This is a genomic window from Streptomyces spiroverticillatus, assembly GCA_014650415.1.
Lineage (GTDB): Bacteria > Actinomycetota > Actinomycetes > Streptomycetales > Streptomycetaceae > Streptomyces > Streptomyces spiroverticillatus.
In genome coordinates this window covers 46620-68992 of the sequence record BMUX01000011.1, presented here as the reverse complement: position 1 = coordinate 68992, position 22373 = coordinate 46620, and the positions used below count along the sequence as shown (strand labels likewise).

17 protein-coding genes are annotated in these 22373 nt (G+C 70.9%); 2 read left to right on the top strand and 15 right to left on the bottom strand.

Annotation, left to right across the window (positions count from 1 at the left end; genetic code table 11):
* Nucleotides 1-284: 284 nt before the first annotated feature.
* The 5 genes from ilvC to IE269_RS26950 all read right to left on the bottom strand — a co-directional run bounded on the left by ilvC (nucleotide 285) and on the right by IE269_RS26950 (nucleotide 8179).
* The gene (gene ilvC / locus IE269_RS26970) at nucleotides 285-1286 is read right to left on the bottom strand and encodes a ketol-acid reductoisomerase (protein ID WP_189825763.1); all 1002 of its coding nucleotides are present in this window, start codon (nucleotides 1284-1286) and stop codon (nucleotides 285-287) included.
* A gap of 107 nt (nucleotides 1287-1393) precedes the next feature.
* Complete coding sequence (ilvN, locus tag IE269_RS26965; RefSeq protein WP_189825762.1) at nucleotides 1394-1921, bottom strand: acetolactate synthase small subunit; 528 nt, start codon at nucleotides 1919-1921, stop codon at nucleotides 1394-1396.
* Between the two features lie 27 nt (nucleotides 1922-1948).
* On the bottom strand, nucleotides 1949-3805 hold the full coding sequence (locus IE269_RS26960; RefSeq protein WP_189825761.1) for an acetolactate synthase large subunit: 1857 nt from the start codon (nucleotides 3803-3805) through the stop codon (nucleotides 1949-1951).
* A gap of 218 nt (nucleotides 3806-4023) precedes the next feature.
* Complete coding sequence (locus IE269_RS26955) at nucleotides 4024-6930, bottom strand: EAL domain-containing protein (protein ID WP_189825760.1); 2907 nt, start codon at nucleotides 6928-6930, stop codon at nucleotides 4024-4026.
* A gap of 331 nt (nucleotides 6931-7261) precedes the next feature.
* Nucleotides 7262-8179 carry a 2-hydroxyacid dehydrogenase gene (locus tag IE269_RS26950; RefSeq protein WP_229898271.1) on the bottom strand — a complete coding sequence of 306 codons (918 nt, stop codon included), beginning with the start codon at nucleotides 8177-8179 and terminating at the stop codon, nucleotides 7262-7264.
* 125 nt (nucleotides 8180-8304) lie between these two features.
* Here IE269_RS26950 and IE269_RS26945 point away from each other — a divergent pair, with 125 nt between their 5' ends.
* Complete coding sequence (locus IE269_RS26945; RefSeq protein ID WP_189825758.1) at nucleotides 8305-9327, top strand: aldo/keto reductase; 1023 nt, start codon at nucleotides 8305-8307, stop codon at nucleotides 9325-9327.
* Between the two features lie 69 nt (nucleotides 9328-9396).
* Nucleotides 9397-10587, top strand: coding sequence for a PQQ-dependent sugar dehydrogenase (locus tag IE269_RS26940; RefSeq protein WP_189825757.1), 1191 nt, complete (start codon nucleotides 9397-9399; stop codon nucleotides 10585-10587).
* 21 nt (nucleotides 10588-10608) lie between these two features.
* Here the strand turns inward: IE269_RS26940 and IE269_RS26935 are convergent, their stop codons facing one another.
* The 10 genes from IE269_RS26935 to gatC form a co-directional block, all read right to left on the bottom strand.
* On the bottom strand, nucleotides 10609-13692 hold the full coding sequence (locus IE269_RS26935; protein ID WP_189825940.1) for a helix-turn-helix transcriptional regulator: 3084 nt from the start codon (nucleotides 13690-13692) through the stop codon (nucleotides 10609-10611).
* Nucleotides 13693-13744: 52 nt separating this feature from the next.
* Nucleotides 13745-13930: a hypothetical protein gene (locus IE269_RS26930; RefSeq protein WP_189825756.1), complete on the bottom strand. Its 186-nt coding sequence runs from the start codon at nucleotides 13928-13930 to the stop codon at nucleotides 13745-13747.
* 175 nt (nucleotides 13931-14105) lie between these two features.
* Complete coding sequence (locus IE269_RS26925) at nucleotides 14106-14657, bottom strand: hypothetical protein (RefSeq protein WP_189825755.1); 552 nt, start codon at nucleotides 14655-14657, stop codon at nucleotides 14106-14108.
* Between the two features lie 35 nt (nucleotides 14658-14692).
* Nucleotides 14693-15256 carry a GNAT family N-acetyltransferase gene (locus IE269_RS26920; protein ID WP_189825754.1) on the bottom strand — a complete coding sequence of 188 codons (564 nt, stop codon included), beginning with the start codon at nucleotides 15254-15256 and terminating at the stop codon, nucleotides 14693-14695.
* 107 nt (nucleotides 15257-15363) lie between these two features.
* Nucleotides 15364-17463 carry a phosphocholine-specific phospholipase C gene (locus IE269_RS26915; RefSeq protein ID WP_189825753.1) on the bottom strand — a complete coding sequence of 700 codons (2100 nt, stop codon included), beginning with the start codon at nucleotides 17461-17463 and terminating at the stop codon, nucleotides 15364-15366.
* A 116-nt stretch (nucleotides 17464-17579) separates the two neighbouring features.
* A complete protein-coding gene (locus tag IE269_RS26910; protein WP_189825752.1) occupies nucleotides 17580-18605 on the bottom strand; it encodes an endonuclease/exonuclease/phosphatase family protein in 1026 nt (341 codons plus the stop codon).
* A 104-nt stretch (nucleotides 18606-18709) separates the two neighbouring features.
* A complete protein-coding gene (gene gatB / locus IE269_RS26905; RefSeq protein WP_189825751.1) occupies nucleotides 18710-20221 on the bottom strand; it encodes an Asp-tRNA(Asn)/Glu-tRNA(Gln) amidotransferase subunit GatB in 1512 nt (503 codons plus the stop codon).
* Between the two features lie 16 nt (nucleotides 20222-20237).
* On the bottom strand, nucleotides 20238-20477 hold the full coding sequence (locus IE269_RS26900) for a hypothetical protein (RefSeq protein ID WP_189825750.1): 240 nt from the start codon (nucleotides 20475-20477) through the stop codon (nucleotides 20238-20240).
* A complete protein-coding gene (gene gatA / locus IE269_RS26895) occupies nucleotides 20474-21967 on the bottom strand; it encodes an Asp-tRNA(Asn)/Glu-tRNA(Gln) amidotransferase subunit GatA (protein ID WP_189825749.1) in 1494 nt (497 codons plus the stop codon). The genes IE269_RS26900 and gatA overlap by 4 nt, the downstream gene beginning before the upstream one ends.
* A 5-nt stretch (nucleotides 21968-21972) precedes the next feature.
* Nucleotides 21973-22269 (bottom strand): Asp-tRNA(Asn)/Glu-tRNA(Gln) amidotransferase subunit GatC, encoded by a 297-nt coding sequence (gatC, locus tag IE269_RS26890; protein ID WP_030851400.1) that lies wholly within the window; start codon nucleotides 22267-22269, stop codon nucleotides 21973-21975.
* Between the last annotated feature and the right edge of the window lie 104 nt (nucleotides 22270-22373).

Below are 22373 nucleotides of genomic sequence, written 5' to 3'. Positions count from 1 at the left end.
CGGTGGAGGGGCTTGCCGCGTGGAAGACGCACGACGCTGTGGGCCTGACGCGTAGATGTGGTTCAGAAGTGTAGTGGTGCCGAGCGGGTGATTCTTCGCCCGTTCGGCAGGATCACCCGTCCGTGGCTGGACGTTGTATCGAGTCCGGCCACCGGAAGGCCGGGGGTCCGGCCACCGGACAACCGGGGGTCCGGTCACCGGAAACCGGGTGTCCGGCCACGGGGAAAGCGGGTGCGGGTGAGGGGCCGCAGCCCGGAAGCTGCGGCCCCTCACCTGCTCAAGGCTTACGCCTCGTCGTCGTTCACCCAGCTCATGAGCTTGCGGAGCTCCTTGCCGGTGGTCTCCAGCAGGTGGTTCTCGTCAGCGGTCTTGTACTCGTTGTACTTCTTCAGACCGCCGTGGTACTCGTCCATCCACTGCTTGGCGAAGGTGCCGTCCTGGATCTCGGCGAGGACCTTCTTCATCTCGGCCTTGGTGGCGTCCGTGATGATGCGCGGGCCGGTGACGTAGTCGCCCCACTCGGCGGTCTCGGAGACCGACCAGCGCATCTTCTCCAGGCCGCCCTCGTACATCAGGTCGACGATGAGCTTCAGCTCGTGGAGGCACTCGAAGTAGGCGATCTCCGGCTGGTAACCGGCCTCGGTCAGGGTCTCGAAACCGGCCTTGACCAGGGCGGCGGTGCCACCGCAGAGGACGGCCTGCTCACCGAACAGGTCGGTCTCGGTCTCCTCGGTGAAGGTCGTCTTGATGACGCCGGCGCGGGTACCGCCGATCGCCTTCGCGTAGGAGAGGGCCAGCTCGAAGCCCTTGCCCGTGGCGTCCTGCTCGACGGCCGCGATGCACGGAACGCCGCGGCCCTCCTCGTACTGGCGGCGGACCAGGTGGCCCGGGCCCTTCGGGGCGACCATGGCGACGTCGACACCGGCCGGCGGCTTGATGAAGCCGTAGCGGATGTTCAGGCCGTGGCCGAAGAACAGGGCGTCGCCGTCCTTCAGGTTGTCCTTGACGGACTCCTCGTAGACCTGGGCCTGGATCGGGTCCGGGACGAGGATCATGATGACGTCGGCCTCGGCCGCCGCCTCGGCGGGGGTGACGACGCGCAGGCCCTGCTCCTCGGCCTTGGCCTTGGACTTCGAACCCTCGTGCAGACCGACGCGCACGTCGACGCCCGAGTCACGGAGCGACAGCGCGTGGGCGTGGCCCTGGCTGCCGTAACCGAGAACCGCGACCTTGCGGCCCTGGATGATGGACAGGTCTGCGTCGGCGTCGTAGAACAGCTCGGCCACTGGGTTTCTCCTATGTGTGCTGGTGTTGCGACCCACCGTACGGCGGGCGTGTGGAAGGAAGTTTTCGGGTCTCGGTATCCGAGAGCCCCGGTATTGACGCCGTGTACTTACGCCGTGCGGTCGAGAGCGCGCAGCGAGCGGTCGGTGATGGACCGCGCCCCGCGCCCTATGGCGATCGTCCCGGACTGCACGAGCTCCTTGATGCCGAACTGCTCCAGCATCTTGAGCATCGCTTCGAGCTTGTCGGCGCCGCCGGTGGCCTCGATGGTCACGGCGTCCGGCGAGACGTCCACGGTCTTGGCGCGGAACAGCTGGACGATCTCGACGATCTGGGAGCGGGTCTCGTTGTCGGCGCGGACCTTCACCAGGACGAGCTCGCGCTGGATCGCAGCGGCGGGCTCCAGTTCGACGATCTTCAGGACGTTGACCAGCTTGTTGAGCTGCTTGGTCACCTGTTCCAGCGGCAGGGCCTCGATCACGTTCACCACGATGGTGATGCGCGAGATCTCGGGGTGTTCGGTGGTCCCCACGGCGAGGGAGTCGATGTTGAAGCCGCGCCGGGAGAAGAGTGCGGTGATGCGGGCGAGGACGCCGGGCTTGTTCTCCACCAGGACGGAGAGCGTGTGCTTGGACATGATTCTCTCTCTGCTCTCTCTGCTCGCTCAGTCGTCTTCGTTGTCGCCGAAGTCGGGGCGGACGCCCCGGGCGGCCATGACCTCGTCGTTGGAGGTGCCGGCGGCGACCATCGGCCACACCATGGCGTCCTCGTGGACGATGAAGTCGACGACGACCGGGCGGTCGTTGATGGCGTTGGCCTCCTCGATGCACTTGTCGAGGTCCTCGGGGCGCTCGCAGCGGATCGCGTAGCAGCCCATCGCCTCGGACAGCTTCACGAAGTCGGGGACCCGGGTGCCCTTGGCCTCGTTGCCCTCGCAGTCCTGACCGCTGTGCAGCACGGTGTTGGAGTAGCGCTGGTTGTAGAACAGCGTCTGCCACTGGCGGACCATGCCGAGGGCGCCGTTGTTGATGATGGCGACCTTGATCGGGATGTTGTTCAGGGCGCAGGTGGTGAGTTCCTGGTTGGTCATCTGGAAGCAGCCGTCGCCGTCGATCGCCCAGACGGTGTTCTCCGGCATGCCGGCCTTGGCGCCCATCGCGGCGGGGACCGCGTAGCCCATCGTCCCGGCGCCGCCGGAGTTGAGCCAGGTCGCGGGCTGCTCGTACTGGATGAAGTGCGAGGCCCACATCTGGTGCTGGCCGACGCCGGCCGCGTAGATGGTGTTCTCGGGGGCGAGCTCGCCGATGCGCTGGATGACCTGCTGCGGGGAGAGCTGGCCGTTCTCGGGGAGGTCGTAGCCCAGCGGGTACGTCTCCCGCCAGCGGCTGAGGTCCTTCCACCAGGCGCTGTAGTCGCCCTTGTTGCCCTCGGTGTGCTCGGCCTGGACCGCCTGCACCAGGTCGGCGATGACCTCGCGGGCGTCACCGACGATGGGCACGTCGGCGGCGCGGTTCTTGCCGATCTCGGCGGGGTCGATGTCGGCGTGGACGACCTTCGCGAAGGGGGCGAAGCTGTCCAGCTTGCCGGTGACGCGGTCGTCGAAGCGGGCGCCGAGGGCGACGATCAGGTCGGCCTTCTGGAGCGCGGTGACGGCGGTGACCGCACCGTGCATGCCCGGCATTCCGACGTGCAGCGGGTGGCTGTCGGGGAATGCGCCGAGCGCCATCAGTGTGGTGGTGACGGGCGCTCCGGTGAGCTCTGCGAGGACCTTCAGCTCGGCGGTGGCCCGTGCCTTCAGGACGCCGCCGCCGACGTACAGGACGGGCCGTTTGGCGGCGGTGATCAGCTTGGCGGCCTCGCGGATCTGCTTGGCGTGCGGCTTGGTGACGGGCCGGTAGCCGGGCAGGTCGTTGGTGGGCGGCCAGGAGAAGGTGGTCTGCGCCTGGAGGGCGTCCTTGGCGATGTCGACGAGGACGGGGCCCGGGCGGCCGGTGGAGGCGATGTGGAAGGCCTCGGCGATGGTGCGCGGGATGTCGGCCGGGTCGGTGACCAGGAAGTTGTGCTTGGTGATCGGCATCGTGATGCCGCAGATGTCCGCCTCCTGGAAGGCGTCCGTGCCGATCGCCTTGGACGCGACCTGGCCGGTGATCGCGACCAGCGGGACGGAGTCCATGTGGGCGTCGGCGATCGGGGTGACCAGGTTGGTGGCGCCGGGGCCCGAGGTCGCCATGCAGACGCCGACCTTGCCGGTGGCCTGGGCGTAACCGGTGGCCGCGTGGCCCGCGCCCTGCTCATGGCGGACCAGGACGTGGCGGACCCGGGTGGAGTCCATCATCGGGTCGTACGCCGGCAGGATCGCGCCGCCGGGAATGCCGAATACCGTGTCGGCCCCGACCTCTTCGAGGGAGCGGATGAGCGACTTGGCGCCCGTCACGTGCTCGATCGGGCTGGTCTGGGATCCGTGGTGACGGGGCCGGGGCTGCGGATGGTGGGCCCCGGTGGCCTGCTCGGTCATCGGCATTCTCTTCTCGAAGCTGAGGGTTTGAGCTGAGGGTTTTGCGTGGTTTTGCAACGTGCCGGTGCAACAAAAAACCCCCCGTGCCGTCAGGCAAGCGAGGGGAGCGCGTCGGAGACAGACAAGCAGGTTCAGCAGTGAACCGTGCTTCAGCCGACGCGCTTTCCAAGTACGAGAATTCGGGTGCGCATGGCATTGACCCTCCCTCCGGCCCACTGGATGTGTCAAGTGGGTGGGACGGACGTCTCAGTATTTGAGCGCAATGGCGGATGTGTGAACGAGTCGATTCCGGGTGCGTTCGTATGCCGTACGGGAAGTGATCCGCCCACCGGTCCCCCGGCCAGCACGGGCAGTGCGCTGCCTTCTCCGCCGGGTACGGGGAAGTCCCCGCGCACGAGTGCGCGGCGCAGCCGGTACTCGTCCAGCGGCCCGGAGAAGGCCATCCCGAGCCCGTGCGTGCAGCCCATGGCGCGCAGCGCCTGCACCTGCTCGGGGAGGTCGACGCCGTCGGCCACGGACTCCATGCCGAGGTCGGTGGCGATCCTGAGCAGCCCGCTGGTGATCTTGTGCAGCCGGGGGGACTCGACGACGCCCTCGATGAGCCCCCGGTCCAGTTTGAGTACGTCGATGGGGAGCCGGCGCAGTGCGTTGATCGCCGCGTAGCCGCTGCCGAAGCCGTCGAGGGCGATCCGTACGCCGAGGCGGCGCAGGGCGGACAGACGGTGCTCCAGGTCGTCGTAGGAGACCCGTGGGTCGCTGTCGGTGATCTCGATGACGAGCGCCCCGGACGGCAGCCCGTGCCGGGTGAGCAGGGCCTCCACGGAGCCGAGCGGCATGGACCGGTCGAGGAGGCGGCGGGCGGTGAGGCGGACGGTGACGGGGACGCAGTGCCCGGCCCTGCCGCGCTCGGCGGCCTGCTCGACGGCCTCCTCCAGGAGCCAGCGGCCCAGTTCGGCGGTGCGGTCGCTGTCGTCGGCGACCCGCAGGAACTCGGCGGGGGTGAAGAGGATGCCCTGTGCGGAGCGCCAGCGGGCCTGGGCGGCGACGGCGGCGACCCGTCCGGTGGCGAGGTTCACGACGGGCTGGTGCAGCAGGGCGAACTCGCCGTCGTGCAGGGCGGTGCGCAGCCGGGTGGCCAGTTCCGTACGCCGTACGACTTCGGCCTGCATCTGCGGGGCGTACAGCTCGACGCGGTCCTTGCCCGCGGCCTTGGCGCGGTACATGGCGAGGTCGGCGTTGCGCATGAGGTCGGTGGGGGTGATGCCGGGTTCGGCGAAGGCGACGCCGATGGAGGCGGCGACGCGGACATCGTTGCCGTCCACTTTGTACGGCTGCGAGAGGGTGAGGCGGAGCCGGTCGGCGATCTCGTGGACCTGGTACTCGCGGGCGGCCTGGTCGCGGGTGCCGTCGCCGAGGATGAGGGCGGCGAACTCGTCGCCGCCGAGGCGGGCGGCGGTGTCGCCCATCCTGACCGAGTCCTGGAGGCGGCGGGCGGCCTGGATGAGCAGCTCGTCGCCGGCTTGATGACCCAATCGGTCGTTCACCGCCTTGAAGCCGTCCAGGTCGATGAAGAGGACGGCGGTGCCGAGGTCGGTGGCCCGGCGCCCGGCGAGCGCCTGGCGCACCCGCTTGGTGAACAGGGCCCGGTTGGGCAGGTCGGTGAGTGGGTCGTGTTCGGCGTTGTGCTGCAACTGGGCCTGCAGGCGCACCCGTTCGGTGACGTCGCGGCTGTTGAAGATGAGGCCGCCCTGGTGCCGGTTGACGGTGGACTCGACGTTGAGCCAGTCCCCCGTCCCGGACTTGAAACGGCATTCGATACGGGTGGTCGGCTCCTCCAGCGGGGAGGCGGCGAGGAAGCGCCGCACCTCGTGGACGACCGATCCGAGGTCGGCGGGATGGATGATCGAGGCCAGCTCGGAACCGACCAGTTCCTCCGCCTCGCGTCCGTAGACACCGGAGGCGGCGGGGCTGACGTACCGCAGTATCCCGGTCGGCGCGGCGATCATGATGACGTCGCTGGAGCCCTGCACCAGGGACCTGAAGTGGTTCTCCTTCTGGGCCAGTTCCTGGGTGAGGGAGATGTTGTCGACGAGCATGATGCCCTGGCGCACGACCAGGGCGAGCACGACCGTGCACCCGGTGAAGAGGACGACGCGGTCGAGCTTGTGGCCGTCCATGACGTTGTAGAGGATGCCGAGCACGCAGACGGCGGCCGCGAGGTACGGGGTGAGGGCGGCCAGCGATCCGGCGATCGGCCGGCTGGAGCCCGCCCGGACGGCACGCCCCGGCTGGGGCGGGGCCCCCTGCGGCTGTCCGTACGGAGGCCGATGCGAGGCCCGGCTCACCCCCCAGGGCGCGTACGCGAGGAGAAGCGAGCCGGCGAACCACCCGGCGTCGAGGATCTGCCCGGAGTGGTAGTTGTCCCGCAGCAGCGGCGAGGTGAACAGCGCGTCGCACAGGACGGTCATGGCGAGGGCCGCGATGGCGGTGTTGATGGCGGCCCGGTTCGCCGAGGAGCGGCGGAAGTGCAGGGCCAGGACCATGCTGACGAGCGCGATGTCCAGGAGCGGGTAGGCGAGCGAGAGCGCGGCGTGCGCCGTGTTCGCCCCCTTGAGTTCGGCGGTGTGGGCGAGGGCCAGGCTCCAGGAGAGGGTGAGCAGCGAGCCCGCGATCAGCCAGGCGTCGAGGGCGAGGCAGACCCAACCGGCCCTGGTGACGGGCCGTTTGGCGAGGACCAGCAGGCCGATGATGGCGGGCGGCCCGAAGCAGAGGAAGAAGAAGTCGGCAAGCGAAGGGGCCGGTACCTGGCGCCGCAGCACCACTTCGTACCAGCCCCAGACCGCGTTCCCGCCCGCCGCCATCAGGGAGGAGGCGGAGAACAGCAGCCAGGCGGGCCTGAAGCGGCTCTCCCTGGTCCGCGCGTAGAAGTAACAGGAGACGGCGGCGATGAACGCGGCGACGGCGAGACCGAAGTCGCCCATGATCAGCGCGACTTCCGCCGATCCCCAGCCGAGGGCCGAGCCCGCGGCGTATCCTCCGCAGACGAGCGCGAGCAGGAGCTGGGGCAGCAGCCCCGACCCGCTGCGACCGGTGGTCGGACGCTGGGCCAGGACGGCCCCCGGGGCACTCACCGGACCTCCCCGTGCGGGGGTTTCGGGTGGCGAAGGATCCGGGGACGGCCGGGCCGCTGCCTGCGGCTTCGCCGACTTCGCCGCGTCGGATCGTCTCTCCATTGGCAGTGCATCGCCCGTCGCCCCCCTTGCAGTGTTCGTCGTGCTCCCCAGCGCCGTGGGTGTGGTGCATGGCGCAGCCCCTAGGTCGGGACGATACACCAGTCCCGTCACTCAGGGACATAGTTGCTCTACTCTCCGTAACTACCAGCGGGATTACGGGAACTGGTTGCGTTCGCACGGCTCCGGAGCGTGTCCGCGGGCGGACTTTTCGGGCAGTCGGTACGTGGGGTCAGCGCGGGCCCGCGACCACGTTGTCGAGCGCCTCCCCGGCGGCGAACCGGTTCAGCTGGCGGGCGATCAGCCGCTTGGCGCGGGGCAGGAAGGCGGACGAACTGCCGCCGACGTGCGGGCTGATCAAGGTGTTCGGGGCGTGCCAGAGCGGATGCCCGGCGGGCAGCGGCTCCGGGTCCGTGACGTCGAGCGCGGCGTGCAGCCGCCCCGCTGCGACTTCGGCGAGCAGGGCCTTGGTGTCGACGACGGGCCCCCGCGCGACATTCACCAGCAGCGCCCCGTCCTTCATCCGCCCCAGGAACTCGGAGTCGACCATTCCGGCAGTGTCATCGGTGAGCGGCATGGACAGAATCACCACGTCCGCCTCGGCCAGCAGCCGGGGCAGTTCGGTGAACGCGTGCACGTCGCCGCGCTCCGTGGTGCGTGCGGAGCGCGCGACGCGCGCCACCCGCGCGCATTCGAAAGGGGTGAGCCGGTCCTCGATGGCGGCGCCGATGGACCCGTACCCGACGATGACCACGGACTTGTCCGCGAGCGCCGGATAGAACCCCGACCGCCACTCCTCCCTCTGCTGCCCCTCCACGAATCCGGGGATCCCCCGCAACGACGCCAGGACGAGCGCGAGCGCCAACTCGGCCGTACTCGCCTCGTGCACCCCCCGCGCATTGCACAGCCGCACCCCCTGCGGCACCGACGCCCGGACGTCGTCGACACCGGCGGTGAGGGTCTGCACGACCCGCAGCGAGGTCATCTCCGGAACGGGCCGCAGGGCGACCTCGGCCCCCTTCATGTACGGCACCACGTAGAAAACGCAGTCGGCGGGATCGGCGGGGAACTCCTCCTCCCCGTCCCAGACACGGTAGACGAGGCCGTGCTCGGCGGCGTCGGGAAGCCCGTCGATCCCGGCCGGGTCCATCGGGAGCCAGACGTCTGCGGGGCGTTGCTGGATGTCGTACGCATTCATGCTCAGGAGGCTATGCGAACTCGCCTGACCTGCAACGGTTAGTTTGGGGGCGCGGCAAGACGGAGGGGTACGGCACGGTGGAGCGCAGGACAATCGGGGCGACAGCGCTCGAAACGGGGGCAGTCGGGCTCGGCTGCATGCCGATGAGCTGGGCCTACACGAGTTCGCGCCGGCGCGGCGAGGAGTCGGTGCGGGCGCTGCACACGGCGCTCGATCTGGGGGCGAACCTCCTGGACACGGCCGACATGTACGGCCCCTTCACCAACGAACTCCTCCTGGGCCGCGTCCTCAGGGAACGCCGCTCGGAGGCCTTCGTCTCCACCAAGGCGGGCCTGCTCGTCGGCGACCAGCACATCGTCGCCAACGGCCGCCCCTCCTACATCCGCCGCGCCTGCGACGCCTCTCTCCGCCGCCTCCAGACCGACGTCATCGACCTCTACCAACTCCACCGCGCGGACCCGGAGATACCCGTCGAGGAGACCTGGGGCGCGATGGCGGATCTGGTACGAGCGGGAAAGGTGCGCGCCCTCGGGCTGTGCGCGCTGGGCGCACGGGCATCGCGCCGCACAGGCACGGGCGTGGGCCGCCCTTCAGCGGGAGACCTGCACGACGGAACGATCCGCCAACTGGAGCGGGTGCAACAGGTGTTCCCCGTCGCGGCCGTCGAGGCGGAACTCTCCGTCTGGTCCCCCGAAGCCCTCCGCACCCTCCTCCCCTGGTGCGAGGCCCGCGGCGTGGGCCTTCTGGCAGCCATGCCCCTGGGCAACGGTTTCCTCACCGGCACGCTCACCCCCGGCTCGGGCTTCGAACCGGACGACATGCGGGCCCGGCACCCCCGCTTCACCGCGGAAATGATGGCCGCCAACCAACCGGTGGTGGCCGGCCTGCGCCGCGTGGCCGAACGCCACGGCCCGGCCGTGACCCCGGCCCAGGTAGCCCTGGCCTGGACCCTCTCGCAGGGCCGCCATGTGATCCCGATCCCGGGCACGAAGAGCCCCCACTGGGCGAGGGAGAACGCGGGGGCGGCATCCCTCGTCCTCTCCCCGTCGGACCTGGCAGAGATCTCCTCGCTGCCTGGGGCACGGGGGTCGTGGGACTGAGCGCCGCTCGAGGGGCCGCACGGAACCCTCTTCTCCCTCACGTGGGAACCCTGAGCAGTCGGCCGGTGTATGAACAAGTGCCAGGCCTCACCGACGGAGGGACCCCCAACCGTGCGCCACCCCGCAGCCACCACCCTGCTCACCGCCACCTGCCTCCTCCTCGCCACCGCCTGCTCCGGCACACCCCCCAAATCCCCTTCCCCCTCCGGGAGTTCCGCCGCCCCTCCCGGCCGGACGGCCACCCCCACCCCCCAGGGCGCCCCCGCCAAAGGGGAGGCCGCCGTGACCGGCACGGTGGCGCGGGGTCTCAAGTCCCCCTGGGGCCTCGTCGCCCTCCCCGAGGGCGACCTCCTGGTCTCCTCCCGCGACGAGGGCACGATCACCCGCGTCGACGTCGAGACCGGCAAGCTCACCCCGGTCGGCCAGGTGGTGGGCACCGCCCCCGGCGGCGAGGGCGGCCTGCTGGGCCTCGCCCTCTCCCCTTCGTACGCCTCGGACCACCAGGTCTACGCCTACTTCACCACCGCATCCGACAACCGCATCGCCCGCATGCTGTACGACGAGAAGCGCCCGGCGGGCCAGCAACTGGGCGCGCCGGACACGGTGTTCAAGGGCATCCCCAAGGGCTCCAACCACAACGGCGGCCGCATCGCGTTCGGCCCCGACAAGATGCTCTACGCGGGCACGGGCGAGACCGGCGACACCAGCCTCGCCCAGGACCCGAAGTCCCTCGGCGGCAAGATCCTGCGTATGACGAAGGACGGCAAACCGGTCCACGGCAACCCGGAGGCCGACTCGGTCGTCTACTCCCTCGGCCACCGCAACGTCCAGGGCCTGGCCTGGGACAAGGAGGGCCGCCTGTGGGCATCGGAGTTCGGCCAGAACACCTGGGACGAGCTGAATCTGATCGAGCCGGGCAAGAACTACGGCTGGCCCGAGGTCGAGGGCCAGGAGCAGAAGGAGGGCTTCGTCGCCCCGGTCGCCCAGTGGAAGACCTCCGAGGCCTCCCCCAGCGGCATCGCCGTCGCGGAGGGCTCGGTGTGGATGGCGGGCCTGCGCGGCGAACGCCTGTGGCGCATCCCGTTGAACGGCACGAAGCCGGTGGCGGCCCCCGAGGCGTTCTTCACCGAGAAGTACGGCCGGCTGCGGACCGTACTGGCCACGGGCGGCGACCAGTTGCTGCTGGTCACGAGCGAGACGGACTCCCGGGGCGCCCCGGAGCCCGGCGACGACCGCATCCTGAAGGTGACGGTGAAATAGGCCGTGACCCCGCCCGCCGCGCTACGCCACCGCGTCCTCCTGGAAGAGTCCGAGCCGGTGCGCCACCGCCGCCGCCTCGCCCCGGCCGGTGACCTCCAGCTTGGCCAGGATGTTGGAGACGTGGACGCTCGCGGTCTTGGGCGAGATGTAGAGGGCCTCGGCGATCTGCCGGTTGCTGCGCCCGGCGGCGACGAGCCGCAGGACGTCGCGTTCGCGCGGGGTGAGGTGGAAGTCCTGCCCCCCGGAGGTGTCCGGCGCGGGGGCAGGGGTGAGACGGGCCCGCCGGGCGACGGCGGCGACCTGTTCGGCGAGCGGCCGGGCGCCCAGCCGTTCGGCGGTCTCCCCGGCGAGCAGCAGGAGCTCCCCGGCCTGCTCCCGGCCGCCGGGCTCCACCGCCGCACCGACACCGGCGTCCAGGAGGGCCACGGCCAGGCGCAGCCGGACCCGGGCCAGGTCGTAGGGCCGGTCGAGCGGTTCGACGGCGGTGACGACCGCGCCCCACTCCTCGGGGGTGTCCCGCCCCTCCGTGCGCGCCAGCTCGGCCCGCACCCACTTCTCGTACGCCTCCCACACGGGCGCTCCGGTGGCGAGCCGGCGCGCGTGGGTGCGCAGCAGGGCGAGGGCGTCGGCGCGGCCGGGGGCCGCCGCGGGGAGGGTGCGGGTGTCGGCCTCCATGGCGGCGGCCTCCTGGAGGAGCGGCCAGGCGTAGCGGTGGATGCCGAGGGGGAAGCCGTCGCCGATGGCCTCGAAGAGCTGGCTGCGGGCGTCCAGGACGCGGCCTTCGCGGGCGGCGATGGCGACGGCGAGCTGGTGGCGGGGCATCTCGTGCTGCGGCATCCGGTCGTGCGGCCCGAAGTACCTTGTGGACTTGGCCAGTTGCGCCTTGGCCTCCTCGATCTCGCCCCGGTGCAGGGCGATCTCGGCCCGCCAGCGGGCGGCGGTGCCGCGCGGGCGGATGCTGGGCGAGGCGGCGAGTTCGGTGCGCAGGAAGTTGGCCGAGGCGTCGTCCCAGCGGCCGAGGGAGAAGTAGGACTCGGCCTGGTTGCCGAGGATCCAGTGCTCGCCGTCGACGAGGTTGTGGTCCTGGGCGTAGGCCAGGCCCACGGCGCAGAGATCGGCGGACTCCTGGGAGCGGCCGATGCCTTCGAGGTGGGAGGGGATGTTGGTGTGGGCGTGGTTGACGACGGAGACGATGCCCCGGGCGAGGGCGAGTTCGCGTACGGCGGTCATCTCGGCGAGGCCGTTGTCGATGTCGCCGGAGTCGACCATCAGGCCGCCGAGGGTGAGCCGGGAGCGGAGTTCGGTGTCCTCGGCGCCGACCATGCGGGCGTACTCGACGGCGCGTTCGGCGGTGGCGATGGCCTCGGGGCCGGGCTCGTGGAGCATGGCCCAGCTGGCGGCCATGGTGAGGATGTCGGCGTGCACGGCGGACGGCGGCAGCCCGCGCAGCAGTTCCTGCGCGGTGGCCAGTTCCTCCCAGCCGTCGCCGCGCGAGAGCCCGGTGATCGCCTTGCCGCGCTGCACCCAGAACCAGGCGGCACGCAGGGTGTCGGATTCGTTCACGCCGCCGGGGCCGGTGCCCGCCTCCTCCTCCAGGATGCGCAGGGCGCGCTTGGCGAGCTTGAGGGCGCGCTCGCGCTCACCGGCGAGGCGGGCGGCGACGGTGGCCTCGGCCATGAGGTCGAGGTAGCGCAGCGGGGCGGCGGCGGGGTCGCAGCCGCAGGGCGGGTAGACCTCGGCGTAGTCGATGGGCCGCAGTTCGTCCCGCACGTCTTCGGGGGCGTCGTCCCACAGCCCCAAAGCCCGCTCCAGGAGCTGGAGTTGCTCGGAGCGCGCATACCGCTTGCGGGCCTCGACGGCGGCGGAGAGCACGGCGGGCAGGGCCTTCGCGGCGTCGTGGGCGGCGTACCAGTAGCTGGCGAGGCGGGTGGCGCGGGCCTCCTGGCAGACGAGCGAGGGATCGGCCTCCAGCACCTCCGCGTACCGCCGGTTGATGCGTGAGCGCTCCCCGGGCAGCAGGTCGTCGCTGACGGCCTCGCGCACCAGCGAGTGCCGGAACCGGTACCCCTCCCCGTCGGGCGCGGCCTGGAGCAGGTTGGCGCCCACGGCGGCCCGCAGCGCCTCGATCAGGTCGTCCTCGGCGAGCCGGGCGACGGCCAGCAGCAGCGGGTACTCGACGGTCGACCCGCCCTCGGCGACGATCCGCACGACGCGCTGCGCGTCCTCCGGCAGTGCCTCGACGCGTACGAGCAGCAGGTCCCGGAGCGAGTCGGTGAGCCCGGTCCGGCAGCCGCCGCCGATCGAGACGGCCAGCTCCTCCACGAAGAAGGCGTTCCCGTCCGACCGGCCGAACACTTCGTCCAGCAGGGCGGGTTCGGGCACGCAGTCCAGGATTCCGGTGAGCTGGAACCGCACTTCCTCGCGGGTGAACCGGGGCAGTTCGATGCGGCGTACGGTGCGCAGCCGGTCGAGTTCGGCGAGCAGGGGCCGCAGCGGGTGCCGCCGGTGGATGTCGTCGGCGCGGTACGTCCCCAGCACCAGCAGCCGCCCGCTGCGCAGCGTGCGGAACAGGTACGACAGGAGGTTCCGGGTGGAGGCGTCGGCCCAGTGGAGGTCCTCCAGGACGAGGACGACGGTGTGGTCGGCGGCGACGCGCTCCAGGAGGCGCACGGTCAGCTCGAAGAGCCGCGCGGTGGCGTCCTCGCTGCCGGTCCGGCCGGGACCGTAGCCGCCCTGGTGGGCGTACGGGGCGTCGCTCAATTCCGGGAGCAGTCGGGCGAGTTCGTCCTCGTGCCCGGCGGCAGCGGCGGCCAGCACGTCGGGGAGGAGGCGGTGCAGGGTGCGCAGGGCCGCCGAGAAGGGGGCGAACGGCAGCCCCTCGGCGCCGATCTCCACACACGCTCCGACGGCGACGACGGCCGTCGTGGCCCGGTCGAGGAACTCCTCCACGAGCCGCGTCTTGCCGACTCCCGCCTCACCGCCGAGCAGCAACGCCTGCGGCTCGCCCGCGGTGGCGCGGGCGAGCGCATCGATGAGGGTGCTCAGTTCGCCTGTGCGGCCGACGAACACGGGGCTGACTGACCTGGTCTCCACGTCGCCGAGCATCGCACAGGCCTTCGTGGCACCGGCACCCGCTGTCCGCATTGCGGGCGCCCGTTCAGGCGGCGTGGGTGAAGTGGTCGCGGAGGGCTCTGAGCCCACTGGGGGCTCCCTCCTCGTTCTTGCCCACGCTCTGGGCCCGGCGGGCCTCCTTGCGGGCCTGGCGGGCGGCGCGGAGGAGACGGTCGTGGGCGGCGGCCCGGACGAGCTCGGTGTGGCGGGCCTGGAATTCGTACTCGAACATCTGGTGCTCCCTGGTGGGCTGTTTCTCATCGCTCTCTGCGATGACTCAACCTTCGCCCGCCAGGGGGGTGCACGGCATCGGGAGTGTGCCGGATCTTGGGTGGGGTGGGGGGCCTTAGGCGGGGGCCGGGTGCCTTAGGCGTCCCGCCCGGGGCACCGGGGGAAGGGGGAGGGCCTTAGGCCGCCGGAGGCACCGGCATCGGGGCGAAGAGGTCGAGGTACATCCCGGTGGAGATCAGGAGGCCGATCAGGCCCAGGATCACGCCCGCCCAGGCCACGGCCCGTATCCAGAGTCGGGGGGCCGCATCCGGGCCCGTCGGCCGCAGGGCCGCCAGCACGACCACGCCCACGAGCAGCGCCACCAGTGCGAAACCGCCGTTGACCAGGGCAGTCATGTGCCAGCCGTTGCCGTACAGCCCTTCGATCTGGGCGCTCGCCGCGCTCGACTTGGAGAGGTTGAGCTGGCTCACCAGCGTCTCCCGCTCGGCGAGCACCCGGCTCGGCCAGCCCCCGACCAGGGCCACCAGCCCGAGCCCCGCCGAAACGATCCCCGCGGCCCCGGCGCCGACACCCGCCGACGCGGGACGCGCCTTCACTTCTTCCTCGGGAATCTCGGGGGTCTCGTGAGTCTCATCTGCCTCGGCAGCCTCCGCCGCCACGGCCTCAGCCTCGGCGGCCTCAGCAGCCTCGTTGTCGCTCTTGTCCTCGGTACGGGTCGTCGCGTTCATGCCCCGCACGCTAGGTGTCCCGGATGAGAGACCCCTTAACGGCCTTCCAGCCACTCCGGCCCCAGCACCGACCACACCTCCTCGTCGCGCCACACCCCCCGGAAGAAGTACGCCTCGCGCAGCACCCCGTCGCGGCGCATGCCCAGCCGCTTGGCGACCTTGCTGCTGGGGAGGTTCTCCACGTCGCAGATCCACTCGACCCGGTGGATCCCCCGCACCCGCACCGCCCAGTCGATGATCTCCCGGCAGGCCCGGGTGACCAGCCCCTTCCCCGCCCCCGCCGGCTCCAGCCAGCACCCCACCTCGCAGGTCCGGGCCTCCGCGTCGAAGAGCCGCAGCGTGACGGCCCCGACGAGGGTCCCGTCGAGCCAGATCCCGTGCATCCGCCCCCGGTCGGCGGCGGCCTTCTCCGCGTACCGCTGGAGCAGCGCCCGCGCCGACTCCAGATCGCGGACCACGTCCGGCAGCCCGACGTACTGCCCGATGAAGTCGCTGCCCCGCTGTATGTGGGCCCAGAACTCCTCGGCCTGCCACGGCTCCAGCGGCCGCAGCTCCGCCTTGCCGCCGCCCTCTACCGCCCCAAGGTCCTTCGCGAACATCCCACCCCTGCTTCCCTGTTGGCGGCACCGGAGAGGGGCCGTCCCGGAGGGGATCCTCGCACGCACGCAAACGGGCGGGGCCCCTGGACCCCGCCCGCTCCCCCGCCTCACCCCGAGACGCTCGCCCGCCCGTTCTCGATGTGGCCCATCAGCCGCCGCCGGAAGCCCTGTTCGCCCTCAACGGTGACCGCGAGGTCGTACCAGCCGTGGGCGTCGTCCGCCGAGTGCACGACGCTGCGGCTACGCCCCGGCTTCACCACGACCCGGCGCGGCCGGCGCTCGTCGAGGTCGTCCTCGTCCGCGTACGCCAGCGGCTGCACCACGAAGGTGACCGCCTTGCGCCCCCGGTTGGTCAGCGTCAGGTGCAGGTCACGGTCCCGCGCCTCCACCCGGCTGCTGACCTCAGCGGTCCCCGCCTTCGTCCCCTCGAACTCCCGCCGGAAACCGTTCGGCCCGGTCACGGTGAAGCGGTACGCGTCCCCCGCGAGCGGCACGCTCCAGTCGACCCGGCCGCGCCCGGCGACGTCCAGGTGCTGCGGCACCGCGAACTCACCGGCGTACGGGTACAGCGCGAAGTGCGCACTGCCGCGCCCCTCGTTGCCGACGGTCAGCCGGAAGGAGGCACCGCCCGCGACGACCCTCCCGTACGCATCCGGCTGGTACGGCAACGGACGCGCCCGGCGCGCACCCGGCTCCTGCTTCGGCATCTGCTGGACGGCGGGGGGCACGGGCCGCCAGCGTCCGGTGAACGGCGGGATCGCCCCGGGGTGGTCGACGGACGGCTGCCGGTGCGCCCTCTTGAAGTCGAACGCCGAGGTCAGGTCACCGGTGACCTGCCGCCGCCAGGGCGTGATGTTGGGCTCCCGCACCCCGGTCCACTGCTCCAGGAAGCGGATCACGGAGGTGTGGTCGAAGGTCTCCGAGCACACGTACCCGCCCACCGACCAGGGCGAGACGACGAGCATCGGCACCCGGATGCCGAGCCCGGTCGGCCGTCCCTTCCACCGCTCGTCGGTGTTGTCGGTCGGCGGCACGGGCGGCGGGACGTGGTCGAAGAAGCCGTCGTTCTCGTCGTAGTTGATCAGTACGACGGTGTGCCGCCACACGTCGGGATGCGAGCCGAGCGCGTCCAGCACCTGGTACACCAGCGATGCGCTCGCCACCGGCGACGAGGCGCCCGGGTGCTCGGAGTCGATCGCGGACGGCACCAGGTAGGACACCTCGGGCAGCTTCCCGGCCGCCACGTCCGCCCGGAACTTCTTGGCCAGGCTGCCGGTCTCCCCGCGCCGCAGCCCCCGCTCGAACAGCGACCGCTCCTTCTTGTCGAGCGTGGCGACGCCCTCCTCGAGGAGTGCGAGCAGCTTCTCCCGCTCGGCGGCGTCCTTCGTGTCCCGGACCTGGGCGTAGAAGGACTCCATGAAGGTGTGCCCGCCGGTCTTGGCGAGCGCCTTGCGGGCGATGTTCTTGAAGCTGGTGAAGAACTCGATGTTGTTGTCGGTGAAGTTCTCCCACTCGGTGTACGTCTGCCAGGTGTGCCCGGCCTTCTCCAGCCGCTCGGCGTACGTCGGCCACGGGTATCCGGGGTGGGTGCCCTCCGCGTACGCGGCGTTGGTGACGGCCCGGCTGCCGTTCGCCTCGTACCCCGTCCAGCCGCTCCACAGGTGATTCCGGTTCGGGCTCGTCGACGTGTGAATGGACGAGTGGTAGGCGTCGCAGATGGTGAAGGTGTCGGCGAGTTCGTAGTGCAGGGGCAGGTCACGGCGGTCGTAGTACGCCATGGTGGCGCCGGTCTTGGCGGTCACCCAGCCGTTCATCCAGCCCTGGTTCCAGGCCTTCGCGCCGCCGTCCCAGGAGTGGTCCAGGTCGCCGATGTACTGGAGGTCCTTCTTCTGCGCGGCGGCCGCATCCCGCACCGGGAACGGCAGCACGCTCTTCAGCGGCCCCGGCTGTTCGAACACCGGCTTCCCGCCGGGGAGTTCGATCGCATTGCGGTCCCCGAAGCCTCTCACCCCTCGGAGAGTGCCGAAGTAGTGGTCGAAGGACCGGTTCTCCTGCATGAGTACGACGACGTGCTTGACGGCACGCAGCCCGCCGGCCGGGGGCCGCTCGGCGGCGATCGCGGCCTGGAGGGAGGGCGGCAGCATCGACGCGGCGGCGAGGGCACCGCCGCTGGTGAGGAGGCGGCGGCGGGTGAGGTCGGTGGGCATGGTGGTCCTCCCGGGGTGAGTGGGGCGTTGCCCGGAAAGTACGGGGCGGGAGTGTCCCGGAGAAGTACCTGAGCAAGATCACCGGTTAACGGGTTCCCCCACCGCCCCGCACCTCCCTAGAACCTCAGCCACGCCGACACCGGCACATGATCGCTCCCGGTGGCCGCGAGCCGCTCCACCCGGGAGACGACCCCGTCCCGGACCATCACGTGGTCCAGCCGCGCCACCGGGAACCTCCTCGGCCAGCTGAACACGAACCCGTCGCCGCCCGTGTCGTCCATGCGGGCCACCACCGGGTCGAGCCCCCGGTCGTCCGCCGTGGCGTTCAAGTCGCCGAGCAGCACGACCCGTTCGACCTGCTCGTCCCCCAGCGCCGCCCCCAGCTTGACCGCCGCCTCGTTGCGCCACCCCGTCTTCAGGCCCTGCGGCCAGGCGGCCCGTACCGACGGAAGGTGGGCGACGTACACCGCTACATGACCGACCGGGGTGGACGCGGTGGCGCGCAGGCCGCGCTGCCAGGGCTGTGTGATGCCCGCCGGCTTGAGGTCGAGCGGGCGCACGTCCCGCAGTGGGGACTTGGACCAGAGCCCGACCGTGCCGTGCACCGCGTGATGCGGGTACTGCTTGTCCAGTACGCCGGAGATCGCGGGGAGCGCCGCCGGGGTGACCTCCTGGAGGGCGATCAGTTCCGGCCCGGCCGCCGCCAACGCCCGTACGGTGCCCGCCGGGTCGGGGTTGTCGTCGGCGATGTTGTGCTGCACGACGCCGAAGCCGTACGCCCCGGTGCCGCCGTTGTCGAAGCCGCCCAGGTAGACCCCGCCGAGCAGTCCCGCCCATGCCATGACCGGCACCGCCAGCGTCAGCAGCGCGAAGGCCGACCTGCGCAGCCGGGCCAGCAGCAGCAACGGCAGGATCAGCAGCCCCAGCCAGGGCAGGAAGGTCTCCGCGAGGCTTCCGAGACCGCGAGCGTCGGGAACGTAACCGTGGAAGACCGGAAGCAGCCCGAGCAGCACCGCGCACAGGCCGATCAGCCGGCCGCGCTGCCAGGTGGTGCGCCCGCGCGCGTCCTCGCCCCAGTGGCGGCCGTCGGGCCGGGCGCCGCGCGCCGGGGGTTCCCGGTGGTTCTCGTACGTACTGGTCATCTTGGTGAGGACGCCGCACCGGCGCGCATGGTTCAACCGGTACGTGAAGGGGCCCCGGTCGCAGGATCTCGACCGGGGCCCCTCACTTGCGTACGACCGGAGCGTCAGCCCTCGACGCCCAGCTTCTCCAGGATCAGCTCGCGCACGCGTGCCGCGTCCGCCTGGCCCCGGGTGGTCTTCATGACCGCGCCGACCAGGGCACCGGCCGCCGCGACCTTGCCGCCGCGGATCTTGTCCGCGATGGCCGTGTTGGCGGCGATGGCCTCGTCGACGGCCGCGCCGAGCGCGCCGTCGTCGGAGACGACCTTCAGGCCGCGCTTCTCGACGACCTCGTCGGGGCCGCCCTCACCTGCGAGGACGCCCTCGATGACCTGGCGGGCCAGCTTGTCGTTCAGGTCGCCGGAAGCGACGAGAGCGGTGACGCGGGCCACCTGCGCCGGGGTCATCGGCAGCTCGTCGATCGCGCGGCCCGTCTCGTTGGCGTTGCGGGCCAGCTCGCCCATCCACCACTTGCGGGCGGACGCGGAGTCGGCTCCGGCCTCGATCGTGGCGACGATCGAGTCGACCGCACCGGCGTTGAGGATCGACTGCATGTCGTGCTCGTTGACGCCCCACTCCTCGCGGAGCCGGTTGCGACGAACCCGCGGCATCTCCGGGAGACCGGCGCGCAGTTCCTCGACCCACTCGCGTGCGGGGGCCACCGGAACGAGGTCCGGCTCGGGGAAGTAGCGGTAGTCCTCGGCGTTGTCCTTGATGCGACCGGACGTCGTCGAGCCGTCTTCCTCGTGGAAGTGGCGGGTCTCCTGGACGATCGTGCCACCGCTGTTGAGGACCGCGGCGTGCCGCTGGATCTCGAAGCGGGCGGCGCGCTCGACGGAGCGCAGCGAGTTGACGTTCTTCGTCTCGCTGCGGGTGCCGAACTCCTCGCGGCCGTGCGGGCGCAGCGACAGGTTGACGTCGCAGCGCATCTGGCCCTTGTCCATGCGGGCCTCGGAGACGCCGAGCGCCTTGATGACCTCGCGCAGCTCGGCGACGTACGCCTTGGCGACCTCGGGGGCCCGCTCGCCCGCGCCCTCGATCGGCTTGGTGACGATCTCGATGAGCGGGATGCCCGCGCGGTTGTAGTCGAGCAGCGAGTGCGAGGCGCCCTGGATGCGGCCGGTGGCACCGCCGACGTGCGTCGACTTGCCGGTGTCCTCCTCCATGTGGGCGCGCTCGATCTCCACGCGGAAGATCTCGCCGTCCTCCAGCTGTACGTCGAGGTAGCCGTTGAAGGCGATGGGCTCGTCGTACTGGGAGGTCTGGAAGTTCTTCGGCATGTCCGGATAGAAGTAGTTCTTCCGGGCGAAGCGGCACCACTCGGCGATCTCGCAGTTGAGCGCGAGGCCGATCTTGATGGCCGACTCGACGCCGATCTCGTTGACGACCGGCAGGGCGCCGGGCAGGCCGAGACAGGTCGGGCAGGTCTGGGTGTTCGCGTCCTGGCCCAGCTCCGTGGAGCAGCCGCAGAACATCTTGGTCTTGGTGCCGAGCTCGACGTGGACCTCGAGGCCCATGACGGGGTCGTACGCCGAGAGGGCGTCCTCGTAGGACACGAGGTCGGTGGTGACAGTCACGGTGAAACTTTCCCTCTCAGCCCAGCAGGACGTCGTCGTCGCCCAGGCGCTTCAGCTCCCGCAGGAGGATGGCGACGCCGGTGGCGATGGCGGCGGCGGAGACGACGGCGTCGATGAGCTGGAGCGTGTCGTTCTCGGTGCGGGCCTTGCGGGCCTGCTTGATCACGCTCAGCGCGCCGAACGCGGTGGTGCCGATGGACAGGTACGTACCGGTGCGGGACTTCTTGAAGCCCTTGGCCTTGGCGAGTGTGCTCACAGCGACGGTGCCTCCTCAAGCAGGTGGTGCCCCCACTTTTCCACGAAGGCCGCTTCCACAGCGGCGCCGACCTTGTAAAGACGGTCGTCCTTCAGGGCGGGGGCAATGATCTGGAGCCCGACCGGCATGTTGTCCTCCGGCGCGAGGCCGCAGGGCAGCGACATGGCGGCGTTGCCGGCCATGTTCGTCGGGATGGTGCACAGGTCGGCGAGGTACATCGCCATCGGGTCGTCGGCACGCTCGCCGATCGCGAAGGCGGTGGTGGGCGTCGTGGGAGACACGATCACATCCACCTGCTCGAAGGCCTTCTCGAAGTCCTGCGTGATGAGCGTGCGGACCTTCTGGGCGCTGCCGTAGTACGCGTCGTAGTAGCCGGAGCTCAGTGCGTACGTACCGAGGATGATGCGGCGCTTGACCTCGTCGCCGAATCCGGCTTCGCGGGTCAGGGCCGTGACGTCCTCGGCGGACTTCGTGCCGTCGTCGCCGACCCGCAGGCCGTAGCGCATGGCGTCGAAGCGGGCCAGGTTGGAGGAGCACTCCGAGGGGGCGATCAGGTAGTACGCGGAGAGCGCCAGGTCGAAGGACGGGCAGTCCAGCTCGACGATCTCGGCACCGAGCTTCTTCAGCAGCTCGACGGACTCGTCGAAGCGCTGGAGGACACCGGCCTGGTAGCCCTCGCCGCGGAACTGCTTGACGATGCCGACGCGCATGCCGTCGACGGAGCCGTTGCGGGCGGCCTCGACGACCGGCGGGACCGGGGCGTCGATGGAGGTCGAGTCGAGCGGGTCGTGCCCGGCGATGACCTCGTGCAGCAGCGCCGCGTCCAGGACCGTACGGGCGCAGGGGCCGCCCTGGTCGAGGCTGCTGCTGAAGGCCACCATGCCGTAGCGGGAGACCGCGCCGTACGTGGGCTTGACGCCGACGGTGCCGGTGACGGCGGCGGGCTGGCGGATGGAGCCGCCGGTGTCCGTGCCGATGGCGAGCGGGGCCTCGTACGAGGCGAGGGCGGCGGAGGAGCCGCCGCCGGAGCCGCCGGGGATCTTGGTGAGGTCCCAGGGGTTGCCGGTCGGGCCGTACGCGCTGTTCTCGGTGGAGGACCCCATGGCGAACTCGTCCATGTTGGTCTTGCCGAGGATGACGACGTCGGCGGCCTTGAGGCGCTTGGTGAGCGTCGCGTCGTACGGCGGGATCCAGCCTTCGAGGATCTTCGAACCGACGGTGGTGGGGATCCCCTCCGTGGTGAAGATGTCCTTCAGCGCGAGCGGGACGCCGGCCAGCGGGCCGAGCTTCTCGCCGTTGGCGCGCTTGGCGTCGACGGCGCGGGCCTGCGCGAGGGCGCCCTCGCGGTCGACGTGCAGGAAGGCGTGCACCTTCTCGTCGACGGCGTCGATCCGGGCCAGGTGGGCCTCGGTGACCTCGACGGCGGTGAGCTCGCCGGAAGCGATCTTCTCCGCCGTCTGGGCCGCAGTGAGCTTGATGATCTCAGTCATGCTGATTAGTCCTCCCCCAGGATCTGCGGCACCTTGAAACGCTGCTGCTCCTGGGCCGGGGCGCCGGAGAGCGCCTGCTCGGGGGTGAGCGACGGGCGTACCTCGTCCTTGCGCATGACGTTCGTCAGCGGCAGGGGGTGGGAGGTAGGCGGTACGTCTTGGTCGGCGACCTCGGAGACGCGGGCGACCGCGCCGATGATGTCGTCGAGCTGACCGGCGAAGTGCTCAAGCTCTTCGGGCTTCAGCTCCAGACGCGCCAGCCGTGCGAGGTGTGCGACCTCCTCGCGCGTGATGCCAGGCATGCAGCGATCCTCAGGGGTTGATGTGCGGTGTGGTTATTGGGCCCAATCCTATGGGTCGCGGTCGTGTGCCCGCGAAACAGTTCCGTCGTACGGAACAGCCGGCG

Bases quoted from the DNA above. Each gene is read 5' to 3' on its own strand.
- ilvN (WP_189825762.1), bottom strand. From the start codon at position 1,921: ATGTCCAAGCACACGCTCTCCGTCCTGGTGGAGAACAAGCCCGGCGTC.
- IE269_RS26960 (WP_189825761.1), bottom strand. From the start codon at position 3,805: ATGCCGATGACCGAGCAGGCCACCGGGGCCCACCATCCGCAGCCCCGG.
- IE269_RS26950 (WP_229898271.1), bottom strand. From the start codon at position 8,179: ATGGACCCGGCCGGGATCGACGGGCTTCCCGACGCCGCCGAGCACGGC.
- IE269_RS26940 (WP_189825757.1), top strand. From the start codon at position 9,397: ATGAACAAGTGCCAGGCCTCACCGACGGAGGGACCCCCAACCGTGCGC.
- IE269_RS26935 (WP_189825940.1), bottom strand. From the start codon at position 13,692: ATGCTCGGCGACGTGGAGACCAGGTCAGTCAGCCCCGTGTTCGTCGGC.
- IE269_RS26930 (WP_189825756.1), bottom strand. From the start codon at position 13,930: ATGTTCGAGTACGAATTCCAGGCCCGCCACACCGAGCTCGTCCGGGCC.
- IE269_RS26925 (WP_189825755.1), bottom strand. From the start codon at position 14,657: ATGAACGCGACGACCCGTACCGAGGACAAGAGCGACAACGAGGCTGCT.
- IE269_RS26920 (WP_189825754.1), bottom strand. From the start codon at position 15,256: ATGTTCGCGAAGGACCTTGGGGCGGTAGAGGGCGGCGGCAAGGCGGAG.
- IE269_RS26915 (WP_189825753.1), bottom strand. From the start codon at position 17,463: ATGCCCACCGACCTCACCCGCCGCCGCCTCCTCACCAGCGGCGGTGCC.
- IE269_RS26910 (WP_189825752.1), bottom strand. From the start codon at position 18,605: ATGACCAGTACGTACGAGAACCACCGGGAACCCCCGGCGCGCGGCGCC.
- gatA (WP_189825749.1), bottom strand. From the start codon at position 21,967: ATGACTGAGATCATCAAGCTCACTGCGGCCCAGACGGCGGAGAAGATC.
- gatC (WP_030851400.1), bottom strand. From the start codon at position 22,269: ATGCCTGGCATCACGCGCGAGGAGGTCGCACACCTCGCACGGCTGGCG.